The 17,336-nt window shown below is 74.0% G+C and carries 2 protein-coding genes and 1 pseudogene; 1 reads left to right on the forward strand and 2 read right to left on the reverse strand.

Going from position 1 to position 17,336, the window contains the following annotated elements; genetic code table 11:
• Positions 1-20: 20 nt before the first annotated feature.
• Together DJ476_RS02255 and hemA are read right to left on the reverse strand one after the other, a co-directional pair.
• Positions 21-14,099: pseudogene (locus DJ476_RS02255) on the reverse strand (type I polyketide synthase); the annotation flags it as partial.
• 231 nt (positions 14,100-14,330) lie between these two features.
• Positions 14,331-15,575, reverse strand: a complete 1,245-nt coding sequence (gene hemA, locus DJ476_RS02260) for a 5-aminolevulinate synthase (protein WP_103421873.1) — start codon at positions 15,573-15,575, stop codon at positions 14,331-14,333.
• A 210-nt stretch (positions 15,576-15,785) separates the two neighbouring features.
• Here hemA and DJ476_RS02265 point away from each other — a divergent pair, with 210 nt between their 5' ends.
• Positions 15,786-17,330 (forward strand): class I adenylate-forming enzyme family protein, encoded by a 1,545-nt coding sequence (locus DJ476_RS02265; RefSeq protein WP_112489677.1) that lies wholly within the window; start codon positions 15,786-15,788, stop codon positions 17,328-17,330.
• Positions 17,331-17,336: the final 6 nt, after the last annotated feature.

A 17,336-nucleotide genomic window follows, 5' to 3' on the forward strand; every position in this document is an offset into this window, starting at 1 on the left:
TCGCCGCGCCGCAGCGTACCGACCGCCGACACCTCCCTCCCGGCCTCCGCGGCCACCTCCTCGATCCCGGCGAGCAGCACCGGGTGCGGGCTGACCTCGACGAAGAGGGTGTGACCCGCCTCCAGCAGGGTGCGGGTGGCACCGGCGAAGCCGACCGGCTCGCGCAGGTTGCGGTACCAGTAGGCGGCGTCGAGCGACTCCCCGGCGACGGGTTCGCCGGTCACCGTCGAGTGGATCGGGACGGCCGAGGCGCGGGGGCGTATCCCGGTGAGGGCTCCGCGCAGTTCGTCCTCGATCTCGGCGACCTGGGCCGAGTGGGCCGCGTAGTCCACCGGGATCGCCTTGGCCCGGATGCCTTCGCGGTCGCAGGCCGCGATCAGGGCGGCCAGCTCCTGGGGCTCCCCGGCGACGACCACGGCTCCGGGGCCGTTCACCGCGGCCACGCACACGCGGCCACCGGCGGGCAGCAGACGCGTGGTGCGCTCGGCGGAGGCGGCGACGGACACCATGCCGCCGCGTCCCGCCAGCTTCAGCAGGGCCCGGCTGCGCAGCGCCACTACGAGGGCCGCGTCGTCGAGCGACAGTGCTCCGGCGACGCAGGCGGCGGCGATCTCGCCCTGGCTGTGTCCGACGACCGCGTCCGGGGTGATCCCGGTGTCGCGCCAGTGCGCGGCGAGCGCGACCATCACGGCGAAGAGCACCGGCTGGACGACGTCCACGCGGTCGGGTGCCGGGGCACCGGGTGCGCCGCGCAGCACCTCGGTCAGGGACCAGTCGGTGTGCGGGGCGAGCGCCCGTTCGCAGGCGCCGATGGCGGTGGCGAACGCCTCGGAGGCGTCGAGCGCCGCGACGGCCATACCGGCCCACTGCGAGCCCTGGCCGGGGAAGACGAAGACCGTACGGCCGCCGCGCGCCCGGTCCCGTACGGTGTCGGGCGCGGGTTCTCCGGCCGCGAGGGCGTCCAGCCGGCCGAGGAGCGCGTCGCGGTCGCGGCCGACGGCGGCTGCCCGGAAGGGCAGGGCGGGGCGGGTGGTGGCGAGCGCGCGGGCGGGTCCGGCGATGCCCCCGTCGGGGTGGGCCCGCAGGTGCTCGCCCAGTCGGCGCGCCTGTCGGCGCAGGGCCGCGGGGGTCATGGCGGAGAGCAGCCACGGAACCGTGGTCCCGGTGTCACCGGACGGTCCACCGGACGTGCCCTGGGGCACGCCGTGGGGCGCCGGGGCGCCGAGTGCTTCCTCCGGGGCAGAGTCGGCGTCGGGGGCGCCCTTCAGGACCGAGTCGGCATCGGGGGCGTCCTCCAAAACGCCGTCAGCAACCGGTGCTTTCTTCAAGATGCGGTCGGCGCCGGGTGCTTCCTCCAGGATGGCGTGGGCGTTGGTGCCGCTCATGCCGAACGCGGAGACGCCTGCCCGGCGCGGCCGGTTCCCGTCCGGGGCGTCCCAGGGGCGGGCGTCCGCGAGCAGCCGTACGGCGCCGGCCGACCAGTCCACCCGGCTGGACGCCTCCCGGGCGTGCAGGGTGCCGGGGAGCACGCCGTGCCGCAGGGCGAGGACCGTCTTGATGACCCCGGCGACCCCGGCGGCGGCCTGGGTGTGGCCGATGTTGGACTTCAGCGACCCCAGCCACAACGGCCGGTCGGCGGGCCGGTCCTGGCCGTACGTGGCCAGCAGCGCCTGGGCCTCGATGGGGTCCCCGAGCACGGTGCCGGTGCCGTGCGCCTCGACCAGGTCGATCTCGGCGCCGGACAGCCCCGCCGTGGCCAGCGCGGACCTGATCACCCGCTGCTGTGCGGGGCCGCTCGGGGCGGTGAGGCCGTTGCTGGCACCGTCCTGGTTCACGGCGGTGCCCCGGACGAGGGCGAGGACCGGATGGCCGAGGCGGCGCGCGTCGGAGAGCCGTTCCACGAGCAGGACGCCCACCCCTTCACCCCAGCCCGTACCGTTCGCCCCTTCGGCGAAGGAGCGGCAGCGGCCGTCGGGCGACAGGCCCTGCTGGCGGCTGAACTCGACGAAGACGTCCGGGCTCGCCATCACCGCGGCGCCGCCGACCAGGGCGAACGAGCAGTCACCGGCGCGCAGTGCCTGGCCGGCCAGGTGCAGGGCCACCAGCGAGGACGAGCAGGCCGTCTCCACGGTGACGGCGGGGCCGCCGAGTCCGAGGGTGTAGGCGATACGGCCGGAGGCGACGCTGGTGACCGTGCCGCTGAGGAGGTGCCCCTCGATCTCGTCGGCCGGGTTCTGCGGGCCGGTGCCGTAGCCCTGGGCGGCGACGCCGACGTAGACGCCGCCCTCGCTGCCGCGTACCGACGAGGGATCGAGCCCCGCCCGCTCCAGCGCCTCCCAGCTGGTCTCGAGCAGCAGTCGCTGCTGCGGGTCCATGGCCAGGGCTTCTCGCGGGGAGATGCCGAAGAACTCCGCGTCGAACTCGGCCGCCCCGTCCAGGAATCCGCCGCCGGTGGTGTAGAAGGTGCCCGGGTTCAGGGGGTCGGGGTCGTAGAGGGTCTCCAGCGACCAGCCGCGGTCGGCGGGCAGCTCGGTGACCGCGTCCACTCCGTCGGCCACCAGCCGCCAGAGGTCGTCGGGCGAGCGGACCCCGCCCGGGAACCGGCAGGCCATCGAGACGATCGCCAGGGGCTCATCGGCCGCCACGGGCCCGGCGGCACCACCGACGGCGGCCGCGGAGCCCGCCTCGGCCGTGCCGGTCGTACCGCTGGTACCGGTCGTGCCATCGGCGTTCCGTTCCGTGCCGTTCAGCTCGGTGAAGAGGTGCGCGGCAAGGGCGGCGGCCGTCGGGTGGTCGAAGACGGAGGTCAGCGCGAGCGGCAGGGCGGTCGCCGAGACCAGCCGGTTGCGGAGTTCGACGGCGGTGAGCGAGTCGAAGCCGACCTCACGGAACGGGCGGTCGGCGGCGAATCCGGCGGCCGAGTCGTGGCCCAGCACGGTGGCCGCTTCGCTCCGGACCAGCTCCGTCAGCAGTTTGCGGCCCTCGGGCTCGGACAGTCGGCTCAGCCGGTGCCGCCACGGCGGTTCGCCGCCCGTACCGGGTCCGGACCCTGCGGAGGCATCCGCCGCCCGGGGCTCCGGGGCGGTCGGCAGGCCGCGCAGCAGCGCGCTGTCCCGTACCGAACCGAAGGTGGGCGCGAAGCGGTTCCAGTCCAGCTCGGCGACGACCGTTTCGCCCTCGTCCAGGGCGAGCGCCAGGCCGAGCGCGGAGAGGGCCGCCTCGGGGGCCATCGGCACCAGCCCGTGACGGCGCAGTCCTTCGCCCACGGCGCCGGCGGCCATGCCCGCACCGGCCCAGGGGCCCCAGGCCACCGAGGTCGCCGTCAGGCCCCGGCCGCGCCTCGCGGCGGCGAGGCCGTCCAGGTAGGCGTTGGCCGCCGCGTACGCGCCCTGGCCGCCGCTGCCCCAGGTGCCCGAGATCGAGGAGAACAGGACGAAGGCGTCCAGGGGGCGGCCGTCGAACAGGGCGTCGAGGTGGGCCGCGCCACGCGTCTTGGCCGCCGTCAGCCGGGCCAGTTCCTCCGGTGTGCAGTCCATCAGCGGGGTGTCCGAGGTGAGTCCGGCGGTGTGCACCACGGCCCGTACGGTCTCGCCCGCGTCGTGCAGTTGCTCCAGGACCCGTTCCAGTGCGGCGCGGTCGGCGACGTCGCAGGCCAGTACGGTGCTCCGGGCGCCGAGCGCCGCCAGGGCGTCGGTCAGCTCGTCGGCTCCGGGGGCCTCGGGGCCCCGTCGGCCGAGGAGCACGAGGTGTTCCGCGCCGCGCTCCGCGAGCCAGCGCGCCACTTGGCCGCCGAGGCCGCCGGTGCCGCCGGTGACGAGGACCGTGCCGCGCGGTGTCCACGGTGCGGGCGCGGGTGCCGCGGGCTCCGGCGCGGGGACGAGCCGGCGGCCGAGCGGTACGGGAGCGCGTACGGCCACCTGGTCCTCGCCGTCCCGTCCGGCCAGCACCGCGCACAGCCCGTCCAGCGCGGGCCCGTCCAGCGGGTCCGGCAGGTCGACCAGGCCGCCCCAGCGCAGCGGGTGCTCCAGTGCCGCCACCCGGCCCAGGCCCCACACCTGAGCCTGCCCGGGACGGACCTCCTCCGTGCCGTCGGCCGCCACCGCACCACGGGTGGCGCACCACAGGGGGGCGTCGATGCCGCTGTCGCCCAGGGCCTGGAGCAGCAGCAGGGTCCCGGTCAGGCAGGCGTCCGGCGTCTGCGGACCGGGGTGGGGGTCCTCGGCCAGGGCCAGCAGGGACAGAACACCCGCCAGTGTGCCGAACTCCGGCAGCATCAGGGCCAGTTCAGTGCGCTCCACGGCGGCCCCGACCCGCATCACGACCACGTCGGCGCCGTGCCCGGCGAGGGCCTGTTCGCAGGCGAGTGCGGTGTCCTCGGCACCGGGCCCGTCCGGGGTGACGAGCAGCCAGCGACCGGAGAGGCGGCGCTCCTCGGGTACGGCGAGCTGCTCCCAGGCGATGCGGTAGCGGCGGGGTCCGGCGGGACCTGCGCTGCCCCGGCGGCGCCAGGCGGCGGGGGCCGGGTCCGGGGCGGCCTCCGGCCAGAAGCGCCTGCGCTGGAAGGCGTAGGTGGGCAGGTCGACCCGCCGTACGTCGGTGCCGCTCCAGCCCACCGACCAGTCCACCTCCACGCCCCGCAGGTGGAGCGATGCGAGTGCGGTGCGGACCGCGTCCGGCTCGTCACGGCCGTCACGCAGCAGCGGCACCGTCCCGGTGTCGCCGGGGTCGGGGGCAGGGGTGGAGGTGGGGCCTAGGTCGGGATCGAGGCCGGCGTCGGGTTCGGGGTCGGGGGCGGAGAGGCAGCCGTGGAGCATGCCGGACAGCACACCGCCCGGTCCGATCTCGACGTACGTCGTCGCGCCCTCGGCCCGCAGCCGACGGGCCCCTTCCAGGAAGCGCACGGTCCCCCGGACGTGGCGTACCCAGTGGTCGGGAGAGCGCAGCTCCGCGGCCGTGGCCGTACGCCCGGTCAGGTTGGAGACGATCTCGATGCCGGGAGCGTGGTACGTCAGCGACTCGGCCACGTCCCGGAACGCGTCGAGCATCCCGTCCATCCGGGCGGAGTGGAACGCGTGGCTCACGCTCAGGCGCCGGGTCCGCCGTCCCCGGGAGCGGAACGCCCCGGCCAGGCGCCGTACCGCGTCCGCGTCACCGGACAGGACCACCGATGCGGGCCCGTTGACGGCGGCGATGTCCACCCCGTCCCGGTCCTCCTCCCGCTCCGGGGCGGGGTGCCCGGTGCGGTCGTCCAGCAGGGCCCGGCGTACTTCGTCCTCGGTGGCCTCCACCGCCACCATCGCCCCGCCCTCGGGCAGTTCGTCCATCAGCCGTCCCCGGGCCGCCACCAGCGCGCAGGCGTCGGGCAGGTCCAGGACGCCCGCCGCGTGGGCGGCGGCGAGTTCACCGATGGAGTGCCCCATCAGCAGGTCGGGCCGCACACCCCAGTGCCGTACGAGCCGGAACAGCGCCGTCTCCAGGGCGAACAGCGCGGGCTGGGTGTACCGGGTGCGGTCGAGCAGCTCCGCACCGGGTGTTCCGGGTGCGGCGAACAGGACGTCGCGCAGGGGGAGGTCGAGGTGCGGGTCCAGGCCGGTCAGCACCTCGTCGAGGGCGTCGGCGAACACCGGGTCGTCGCGGTAGAGCTCCGCACCCGCTCCGGCCCGCTGGCTGCCCTGTCCCGGGAAGAGGAAGGCGGTCCGGCCGGAGCGTACGGCGCCGCCGGTGAGCAGCCGGCCCGCCGACGTGCCGCGCGCGAGCGCGGTGAGCGTGCGCCGGACGGCCGCCCGGTCCCGCCCCAGGACGGCGGCCCGGTGTTCGAGCGGGGCTCGTCCCGTGGCGAGCGAGTAGGCGACGTCCGCCGGTTCGAGGTCCGGGTCGGCATCGAACCGGCTCACCAGCCGGCCGGCCTGGGCCCGCAGGGCCTCGGGGGTCCTGGCCGAGAGCAGCAGCGGGACGGGCGGGCCGGTACGGCGGGCGGTGGGGGTGGCGTTGACCGCCGCGAGGGCTGTCGCGGCGGTGGCGACGGTGTCCGAGGCGGGCACGTCCGGGGTGCCGGTCCCGTCCTGAGCGTCGGCCAGGACCGGAGCGCCGATCCGTCCGGGGGCATCAGCCCGGCCCTGGGCGTCGATCAGATCCGGAGCATCGGTACGGCCCAGAGCGTCGCCCCGGCCCTGGACGCCGTTCAGATCCGGAGCATCGGCAGGGCCCGGGACATCGGTACGGCCCAAAGCGTCGCCCCGACCCTGGGCGTCGACCCGATCCGGAGCTTCGGCACGGCCCGGAGCATGGGCCCGATCCTGAGCATCCGTACGGCCCGGAACATCGGCCCGATCCGGAGCATCGGCCCGGTCCAGGGCGGGCACGGCCGCGAGGGCAGGAGCCTGCTCGATGATCACGTGCGCGTTGGTGCCGCTGATGCCGAACGACGACACGCCCGCCCGGCGCGGGCTACCGGTCTCCGGCCACGGGGTGTGCGCGGTGAGCAGGCGGATGCCGCCGCCGGACCAGTCCACGTGGGGGTTGGGCGTCCCGGCGTGCAGGGTTCCCGGCAGTTCGCCGTGGCGGATGGCCAACACCATCTTCATCACCCCGGCCACCCCGGCGGCGGCCTGGGTGTGGCCGATGTTCGACTTCACCGAGCCGAGCCACAGCGGGCGGTCCGCCGGGCGGGCCGGTCCGTGGACGGCCTGGAGCGCCTGCGCTTCGATGGGATCGCCGAGCTTCGTCCCCGTACCGTGGGCCTCGATCGCGTCGATCTGGCCGGCCTGCAGCTCGGCGTCGGCCAGGGCGGCGCGGATGACCTGCTGCTGGGACGGGCCGTTGGGTGCGGTGAGCCCGTTGCTGGCGCCGTCCTGGTTCACGGCGGTGCCGCTGATCAGCGCGAGTACGGGGTGGCCGTGGCGCAGGGCGTCGCTGTGGCGCTCCAGCAGCAGCACTCCGGCGCCCTCGCCCCAGCCCGTACCGTCCGCGTCCGCCGAGAACGCCTTGCACCGTCCGTCGGCGGCGAGCCCGCGCTGACGGCTGAACTCCACGAAGAGACGCGGGGTGCTCATCACGGACACCCCGCCCGCGAGAGCCTGCTCGCAGTCGCCGCGCCGCAGCGCCTGCACGGCCAGGTGCAGCGCCACCAGTGAGGAGGAGCACGCGGTGTCGACGGTGAGCGAGGGCCCCTGGAGGCCGAGGACGTAGGACAGCCGCCCCGACAGCACACTGGCCGTGTTCCCGGTCAGCAGATGGCCCTCGGAGATCCCCTCGGCTCCCTCCAGCAGCGCGGAGTAGTCCTGGCCGTTGGTACCGATGTAGACGCCGACCTGCCGCTCCTTCAGCGCGGTCGGGTCCTGCCCGGCGCCCTCGACCGCCTCCCAGGCGGTCTCCAGGAGCAGCCGCTGCTGCGGGTCCATGGCGAGAGCCTCGCGCGGTGAGATGCCGAAGAACTCCGCGTCGAAATCGGGCACATCGTGGAGGAAGCCGCCCTGCCTGCTGTACGTGGTGCCGGGGCGGTCGGGGTCGGGGTCGTACAGCCCCTCGGTGTCCCAGCCCCGGTTCGACGGCCAGTCACCGACGGCGTCGATGCCCTTCGAGACCAGGTGCCAGAAGTCCTCGGGCCGCGCGACCCCACCGGGGAAGCGGCAGCCCATGCCGACGATCGCGATCGGCTCGCCGCTGCCGGGCTCCGCCGTCTGCCCGGCCTCGGCACCGGCGGATCGGGCGGACCTGGCCGTGCCGCTCGCCGCGTCCGGCAGGTCCGGGTCCAGGCCCAGATCCAGGTCCGCGAGCAGCCGGTCGGCCAGTGCCGACGGCGTGGGATGGTCGAACAGGACGGCGGCGGGCAGGGCCAGTCCGGTGGCGGCGGCGAGCCGGTTGCGCAGTTCGACCGCCGTCAGCGAGTCGAAGCCGAGCGCGGAGAACGCCTTCGTGGACCGGACCGCGTCGGCGTCGGGGTGGCGCAGGACCGTCGCCGCGTGGGCGCGTACCAGTTCGGTGAGGGCCCTGACCCGGTCCTCGTGGCGCGGAAGTACGGCGATCCGCTGCCGCAACGCGCCGGCGGAGCCGCCGGTCTCCCGGGCCGCCGACGGTGCGGTGGTGCCGGGGGCGGGCCCGGCGGCGGCCGGGTCCGGTATCCCGTCGAGCAGGGCGGCGGACCGCAGACCCGTGCTCGTGGCGAAGCGCCGCCAGTCGACGTCCGCGACCACCACCAGCGCGTCGTCCTCCGCGAGTGCCCGGCCGATCGCGGTGACGGCCGTTTCGGGCTCCATCACCGGCATGCCGAAGTCCCCCAGCCGCGCGGCGACTTCGTCCGCCAGCATGCCCGGCCCGGCCCAGGCTCCCCAGGCCACGGACGTACCGGGCAGCCCGGCCGCCCGGCGGGCGGCGACGAGTGCGTCCACGGCGGCGTTGGCGGCGGCGTAGTTGCCCTGCCCGGCGTTGCCGACGACGCCCATCACCGACGAGAACACCACGAAGGCCGACAGGCCGAGATCCGCGGTGGCCTCGTGCAGGTTGCGTGCGGCGGTCAGCTTGGCGCGCAGCACCAGGGCGAGCCGCGCGGGGTCCAGCGCGTCGAGCACACCGTCGTCGAGGACGCCCGCCGCGTGGACGACGGCGGAGAGCGGGTAGCGCGCCGGGATGCCGGCGACCAGCGCCGCCAGTGCGGCCGGGTCGGCCACGTCGCAGGCCGCGAAGGCCACTTCGGCGCCGAGCGCCGTCAGTTCCGCCCGCAGCTCGTCCGTACCGGGCGTGTCGGCACCGCGGCGGCTGACCAGCAGCAGCCGCTCCGCGCCCTGGCCCGCGAGCCAGCGCGCCGTGTGCGAGCCGACGCCACCGGTACCACCGGTGACGAGGACCGTCCCCTTCCACAGCGGGTGCGTACGTGCCCGGGTGGCAGCGCCCCCTTCACCGGCCTTCGGCACCACGGACGGCGGGGCGGGCCGGAGGCGGCGTCCGTGGACCCCGGTGGAGCGCACCGCCACCTGTTCCTCGTCGGCCACGGCTCCCGCGAGCACCGCGCACAGGCGGCGGGCCGCCCGTACGTCCAGCACCTCGGGCAGATCGACCAGACCGCCCGGGCGATGGGGGTGCTCCAGTGCCAGCGTCCGGCCCAGGGCGGCGGACGCGGCCTGGCCGACGTGCCCGGGCCGCTCAGCGCCGCCGAGGACCGCCGTTCCCTTCGTCAGCGTCCAGAGCCGGGCGTCGATGCCCGTGTCCTCCAGCGCCTGGGCCAGCGCGAGGGTCAGCGCCGGACCACCGGGCAGGTCAGGGTGGTCGGGGTGGGGGCGCTCCTCCCAGGAGAGCAGGGAGAGCACTCCGGCGATCGGCTGCTCCCCGGCGGTCTCGGTGAGCAGAGCGGCCAGTTGTCCGCGGGTCGCGCCCGGATCGTCGACGACACACGGGAGGAGGTCGGCCCCGGCCTCACCGAGGGCGTCCAGGACGGCCGCCGCGTCGTCGCCCTCGGGGCACAGGGCGAGCCAGCGACCGGCGAGACCGTCCACCGGTGCGACCGACAGGGGTGCCCAGGCGACGTGGTAGCGCCAGGAATCGGCCTTGCGCTCACGGCTTCTGACGGAGCGCCAGCTCGCCAGGGCGGGCAGGACTTCGTCCAGGGCCGCACGGCCGACCCCTAGGGTCTCCGCGAGCTGTGCGGGGTCCTGCGATTCCAGCTCGTCCCAGCGGTCCTCGGCGGGGGCGGCCGGGACGGCGGCGGGGGCGGTCAGCCAGTAGCGGCTGCGCTGGAAGGCGTACGTCGGCAACTCGACCCGCCGTGCCCCCGGGAACGCCCCCGACCAGTCCACGTGCAGTCCGCACTCCCAGGCACGGCCCACCGCGCGCAACACCTGCTCCGGGCCACCCTCATCACGCCGGAGCGTCCCCAGCACCGCCGCCTCCACACCAGCGGCCTCCACGGACTCCCCCACCGCCACACCCAGCACCGGATGCGGGCTGGCCTCGACGAAGAACCGGAACCCCTCCCCCAACAGCGCCTCCGTCGCCTTCCCGAACTCGACGGTCTCGCGCAGATTCCGGTACCAGTACTCCGCGTCCAGGCCCTTCGTGTCCAACAGGCCACCGGTCACGCTCGAATAGAACGGCACCGAGCCCGAGCGCGAGGTGATGTCCTTCAGGTCGGCGAGCAACTGCTCGCGGATCTCCTCCACATGAGAGGAGTGCGACGCGTAATCCACCTCGACACGACGGGCCCGGACACCCTCACCGGCAAGTTCTTCGAGAAGCCCGGAAACGGCGTCCGCGTCACCCGAAACCACTGTCGACAGAGGTCCGTTGACCGCCGCGACCGACAATCGCCCCGCCCACCCGGCGATGCGCTCACGCACCACGTCCACCGACAACGGCACCGACGCCATACCGCCACGCCCCGCCAACACCCCCACCGCACGGGAGCGCAAAGCGACGACACGCGCCCCGTCGTCCAAACTCAATCCACCCGCCACACAGGCAGCGGCCACCTCACCCTGCGAATGACCCACCACAGCGTCCGGCACCACCCCGAACGACCGCCACACCTCGGCCAGCGACACCATCACGGCCCACAACACCGGCTGCACCACATCAACCCGCGCCAACAACCGCTCCGAACCCAGCGCCTCGGCCAACGACCAGTCGACGTAAGGCCCCAGAGCCCGTTCACACTCCGCCATCCGCCCGGCGAAGACCTCCGACTCCCCCAACAACTCCGCAGCCATCCCCACCCACTGCGACCCCTGACCCGGGAAAACGAGGACCGAACGACCCGACGACACCCCACCGCCCCGCACCAGCCCCGGCCCCTGGGCCGAACGCCCCTCCGCCAGCGCCCTCACCCCACGGAGCAGCTCGCTCCGGTCGCCGCCCACCACCGCCGCGCGGTGCTCGAAGGAGGCACGCCCCACCGCCAGCGAGTAGCCCACGTCCACCGCATCGAGGGCGGGCTCCGCCACCACCCGTGCCGCCAACGCGCCCGCCTGCGCCCGCAGGGCCTCCGCACTGCGCGCCGACACCGGCCACACCACTGCCCCAGGACGCCGACGGGCCTCCTCCACCGTCCCGGCCGGAGCCTCGGCCGGGGCGGCCTCCAGGATCACGTGGGCGTTGGTCCCGCTGATGCCGAAGGAGGAGACCCCGGCCCGGCGCGGACGGCCCGCGTCGTCCCACGTGCGAGCCTCCGTGAGCAACTGCCCGGCCCCCGCCGACCAGTCCACCTCAGGCGTCGGACCGTCCACGTGCAGTGTCTTCGGCATCACGCCGTACCGGATCGCCAGCACCGACTTGATGACACCGCCCACACCCGCCGCGGCCTGGGTATGGCCGATGTTGGACTTCAGTGAGCCGATCCAGACCGGACGGTCCCCGGGCCGGTCCTGGCCGTACGTCGCCAGCAGCGCCTGCGCCTCGATCGGATCACCCAACCGGGTCCCCGTACCGTGCGCCTCCACCACATCCACATCCGACGCCACCAGCCCCGCGTCCGCCAACGCCGCACGGATCACCCGCTGCTGCGACGGACCGCTCGGCGCCGTCAGGCCGTTGCTCGCACCGTCCTGGTTCGTGGCCGAACCCCGTACCACCGCCAGCACCGGATGCCCGTGACGCCGCGCATTGGATAACCGCTCCAGCAGCAGCATCCCCACGCCCTCGGCCAGGCCGAAGCCGTCGGCAGCCGCCGCGAACGCCTTGCAGCGGCCGTCCGGGGCCAGACCGCCCTGACGGCTGAACTCCACGAGCATGCCGACCGTGGACATCACGGTCGCTCCGCCGGCCAGGGCGAGCGAGCACTCGCCCGAGCGCAGCGCCCGTACCGCGAGATGCAGGGCCACCAGCGAGGACGAGCACGCCGTGTCCACCGTGACCGCCGCTCCCTCCAGCCCGAGGGTGTAGGCCAGCCGGCCCGATGCGACGCTTCCGGTGTTGCCGGTCAGCAGGTGGCCGCCCTCGTCGGCGCCCTGTTCGAGAGAGGGGCCGTAATCCATGGTCATCGCCCCGACGTAGACGCCCGTCGGGGTCCGCCGCAGGGTGGCGGGGTCGATCCCGGCCCGCTCCAGCACCTCCCAGGTCGTCTCCAGCAGCACCCGCTGCTGCGGGTCCATCGCCGCCGCCTCGCGCGGCGAGATGCCGAAGAACTCAGCGTCGAAATCGGCCGCACCGGCGAGCGAACCCGCCTCCCGCTGGTAGTAACGGCCCGGCGTCCCCGGTGTCGGGTCGTACCGTCCGGCGGTGTCCCAGCCCCGGTCGTCGGGGAGCGCGGAGACGGCGTCGGCGCCTGCGGACACCAGCTCCCAGAGTTCGTCGGGGCTGCCGACACCGCCGGGGTAGCGGCAGCCCATGCCGACGATCACCACGGGGTCGTCGTCCGCGGGACGCCGCCGCACCGGCTCGACCGTGTCCGCGCCCGTATCGGGCCGGTCGCCGCTGATCTCGGCGCTGAGGTAGGCGGTCAGGGCCGCCGGGGTCGGGCAGTCGAAGACGACCGTCGCCGGGATGCGCAGCGCCGTCGCCGCGCCCAGCCGGTTGCGCAGCTCCACGGCGGTGACGGAGTCGAATCCCAGGTCGAGGAAGGCCAGTTCGGCGGGGACGGGATCGGACCGCCCGGTCAGCGCGGCGATCTCCTCGCCCACGAGCCGTGCCAGCGCGGCGCGCCGCTCTTGTACGTCCATGGCGGCCAGCTCCGCGCGGAACGCGGTGGCGGCGTCCCCGTCACCGCCCGTACCGTCCGGCCCGTCGACGTCCGCCGGGCCGGTTTTCGCGAGCGCGGCCAGGACTGCCGCAGGCAGTTCCGGCATCCGGGCGTGCTCCACGGCGGAGGGTGCTTCCCGTTGCGGGGTGACTCCGCGTACGTACAGGTCGCCGAGCGAGGTCAGGAACCGGCCAGGACCGTCCTGGTCGCGGCGCAGTGTCCCGAGGACGGCGGCCTCGGCGCCGTGTTCCTCCACGCAGTCCGTGAGGGCGGAGGTCAGCACGGTGTGCGGGCTGACCTCCAGCAGGACACCGTGCCCGTCCCGCAGCAGGGCCCCGGCCGCCTGGTGGAACCTGACCGTGTTGCGCAGGTTGCGGCACCAGTAGTCGGCGTCCAGCACCGGGGCGTCCAGTCGTCCGCCGGTCAGTCCGGAGTAGTAGGGCAGGTGCGGTGTACGGGGGCGGATCGGGGCGAGGTCGGCGCGCATCCGGGGGATGATCGCGTCGATGTGAGGGGAATGGGCGGCCAGGCCCACGGCGATCCGCCGTGCGTGCACCGCGTCCGCGGCCAGGCTGTCGAGGAGTTCGGCCGCGGCGTCGCGGTCGCCGGAGACGATCACGGACCGGGGGCCGTTGTGCGCGGCGACGACGAGGCGGCCCTCCCAGCTGCGCAGCCTCGGCTCGACCTCGGCGGCCGGGGCCATGACGGAGACCATGTCGCCCTGCCCGGCCAGGGTCGCCTGGGCCTGGCTCCACAGGGCCACCACCCGCGCGGAGTCGTCGAGGGAGAGCGCGCCGGAGACCGCGGCGGCGGTGACCTCTCCGACGCTGTGCCCGAGCACGGCGGCCGGTTCCACACCGTGGGAGCGCCACAGCGCGGCGAGCGACACCGTCACGGCAAACAGCAGGGGCTGCACCACGTCGGCCCGGTCCCCGGCGGGTGCGCCCGGCGCGTCCGGGGCGCGGAGCACGTCGAGGGGCGACCAGTCGACGTACGGTTCCAGGGCCTGCGCGCACGCGTCCATCCGGTCGCGGAACACCGTGGAGGTGTCCAGCAGGTCCACCGCCATGCGGGGCCACTGCGCGCCCTGTCCGGGAAACACGAAGGCGACCCGGCCGCCGGCTCCGGCGGCGCCCTCCAGCAGGCCGGGCGTGCTCCTGCCGTCGGCCAGCGCGTCCAGCCGCCGCAGGAATCCGTCCCGGCCGTCCGCCACCAGCGCCGCCCGCCGGCTCCCCTCGGAAGCGGTGCGCGCGAGGGTGAGCGCGATGTCCTGGGGGCTCCAGTCGTCACGACCGGCCAGGTACGTGTGCAGGCCGCGCGCACCGGCCGCCAGCGACTCCTTGCCGTTGCCGGCCAGCGTCCACAGCAGCGGTGCTTCCGTACCTTCGGGGTGCGCCATCGTGTTCTCGGACTCCTTCGCGGCGAGCAGGACCATCAGTCACCGGACCGTGGCGGGGTGCCCGCTGCCACGGGGTCGTGCGTCGGCCGGGACGCCTTCGTCATGGCCTGCGGGTTACCGCCACCGGACCTGCGACGTCGATCTTGCCGAGGTCGCATAGCGGCCCGATATCGCAGGCCGCGACAGGATGCGGGTACGGGGAGCGGGCGGGTCGTGGGGCGGTGACGCACAAGAGAGCCGCGCACCCCTCGGGGAGCAGCGGGCGGGTCAGCCGTCCGTTCCGGGGGACCGGTGCGGGCCCTGAGCCCGCGTCACCCCCAGTTCCCGCCAGATACCGTCCAGCGCCGTGACGAACCCCTCGACCTCCGCGGGCTCGTGGACGGCGCCGGGTGCGCTCCTGAGGATCTCCTGGCCCACGCGCACGCTCGGTGCGTTGATCGCCTGGACGTAGATGCCGTGGCGGGCCAGCAGCAGTGCGGAGATCCGCCGGGCGAGTGCGTCGTCCCCGACGAAGATCGAGACGATGTGGGATCCGTCGGAGAGGAAGGGGATGCCGCGTTCCCTGAGCAGGCGGTGCGTCAGCCGCGCGTTCTCGCGGAGCCGGTCGCGTTCCTCCTCCGAGGTGCGCAGGTGCCGGACCGCGGCGAGCGCGCCCGCCGCGACCGCCGGGGGCAGGGCGGTGGTGAAGATGAAGGGGCGGGAGAGGCCGCGCACCGCGTCGACCAGCTCGGCGGGTCCGGCGATGTATCCCCCGGTGGTGCCGAATCCCTTGGCGAGCGTTCCCATGATGACGGTGAACTCGTCGGCAATGCCCAGGCCCGCGGCGATACCGGCTCCCTCCGGCCCGTACATTCCGACCGCGTGCACCTCGTCGAGGAAGGTCATCGCGCCGTGCTCGCTGGCGATCCGGGCGATCTCTGCGAGCGGGGCGACATCACCCCCCATCGAATAGACCGACTCCATGACGATCATCTTCGGCCGGTCGGGATCGGTGGCGGATATCAGCTCTTCCAGGTGGGCCGTGTCGTTGTGGCGGAAAATGCGTTTCTCGGCGCCGCTGTGGCGGAGTCCGTCGATGATCGAGGCGTGGTTCATCTCGTCGGAGAAGACGACGCATTTCTCCGGCAGGCCGGCGAGGACCGTGAGGGCTCCGTCGTTGGCGGTGTACCCGGAGGTGAAGAGAAGGGCGTCCGCCTTTCCGTGCAGATCCGCGAGTTCCTTCTCCAGCAGCACATGGTAGTGGTTGGTCCCGCCGATGTTCCGGGAGCCGCCCGAGCCCGCGCCGTACTCGTCGAGGGCTTCGCGGGTCGCCGCCAGAACCAGCGGGTGCTGGCCCATTCCCAGGTAGTCGTTGCTGCACCACACGCTGATCTCGGAGGTGACCCCGTCCCGCAGGCTCCGGGCCGCCGGAAATTTCCCGGCGAGTCGGCCGAGTTCGAGGAACTCCCGTTTCGCATCCGGTGCCCCGCCTTCCCCCATGTTCCGCGAGAAGAGCTCCAGGTAATGGTTCATGACGACCCTTTTCTCCGAAGACCGAACCGATGCGGGGGCCGAACCGGTAGAGGGTATTGTCTCAGGGCGGAATATCACTTCGATGGCGCGGCCTGCGACAATTCACTACCGCCCGCGCACCCGTTTCTTCCATTCGCACTCCTGGTACACCCGATTCTCTTGTTGTAGGCTCTGCGGAAATTCCTCGCCACGGCACCACTGGAGTTTCCTATGCCGTCGAACGAAACCTATGTCAGCCAGATCCTTCAGGTGATCTCCGCGGAACCGGAGAAAGTCGTCCTGTCCTGGCGCGACAGGACGCTCACCGCGGCGGAGCTGACCACCCTGGTCCGGTCGGCCGCGCAGGGGCTGCACCAGCACGCCGGCGGGATCGACGGCGGGGCGGTGGTCGCCATCCTGACCGTCACCAACACCGCCCCGACCCTGGTCCTGCGGTACGCCGCGAATCTGGCCGGGGCCACGGTGGTGCATCTGCACACCACCAACGCGGTCGACCCGGCGGACCACCTGGCCGCCGACGCCAAGCTCAAGGTGCTCCGGGAGACCGGTGCGACGTATCTGGCCGTCGACGCGGAGAATCTCGCGGCCGCCCGTGAACTGCGCGAGCGGCTGGGCACTCCGCTCACCCTCGCCGCCCTCGGCGATCTCGGCCCCGATGTCCTGGACCTGACGGCCGGGGACCCGGACGCACTGGCCCCGGACGCCGTCGAGATCGGACCCGACCGGCCCGCGGTGGTGACCTACACGAGCGGGACGACCGGTGAGCCGAAGGGCATCGCCTTCGACTTCCGGGCCCGCAACGGCTTCATCTCCGCCGGATTACAGATGGGCTGGCGGTCGGTCTACCTGGCCTGCCTCCCGCTGAGCCACTCCAGCGGCGCCACGGCCGACGACTCACTCGCGTCCGGCGGCTCGGTGGTCCTGCGGGACGGCTTCGACCCGGGTGACGTGCTGCGCTGCATCGAGCGGCACGGGATCACCCGGATGCTGCTCTCCCCTCCCCAGCTGTATCTCCTCATGGACCACCCGGAGGTCGACTCGACCGACCTCTCCAGCCTCACGATGGTCACGTACGTGGGCTCCCCCGCCTCCCCCGAACGCCTGGGCGAGGCGGTCAAGGTCTTCGGGGACGTACTGATCCAGGTGTACGCGACCAGCGAGGCGGGCTTCGTCAGCATGCTCTCGCCCGCCGAGCACCTCGATCCCCGGCTGCGGGTCACGGTCGGCCGGCCGATGCCCGGCTGGGTCCGGATCACCGACCCGGAGGACCACCGCGACCTGCCGCCCGGCGAGACCGGCGAGGTCTGCGTACGGTCGCCGTTCACGATGAGCGAGTACGTGGCCGAGCCCGAGCTCACCGCCCGGACCGTACGGGACGGCTGGGTGCACACCGGTGACCTGGGCTTCGTCGACGGTGACGGCTACCTCCACCTGCGCGGCCGGATCGGTGAGGTGATCAAGACCAATGGCATCAAGATCCATCCGGTGACCGTGGAGAACGCCTTCCTGGCCCATCCCGATGTCGTCCAGGCCGCCGTCTTCTGCGTCCGGGACCGGGACCGGATCGAGCACCTGCACGCCGCCGTGGTGCTGCGCGAGGCGGGCACGGCCACCCCCGACGGACTGGCGGAACACATCCGGGCCACCATCTCGCCCAAGCACGTTCCCGCGCGGATCCACATCCGCCCCGCTCTGCCCCTCACCGGCGTCGGCAAACCGGACAAGGCGCGGCTGGCCGTGGAAGCGAGCGGGTGAGATCCC

The sequence above is a fragment of the Streptomyces bacillaris genome (assembly GCF_003268675.1).
In the GTDB taxonomy this organism is placed as follows: domain Bacteria; phylum Actinomycetota; class Actinomycetes; order Streptomycetales; family Streptomycetaceae; genus Streptomyces; species Streptomyces bacillaris.

What these genes read in the sequence shown, in the direction of transcription:
- hemA (WP_103421873.1), bottom strand. Translation starts at nt 15,575, where the DNA reads ATGAACCATTACCTGGAGCTCTTCTCGCGGAACATGGGGGAAGGCGGG.
- DJ476_RS02265 (WP_112489677.1), top strand. Translation starts at nt 15,786, where the DNA reads ATGCCGTCGAACGAAACCTATGTCAGCCAGATCCTTCAGGTGATCTCC.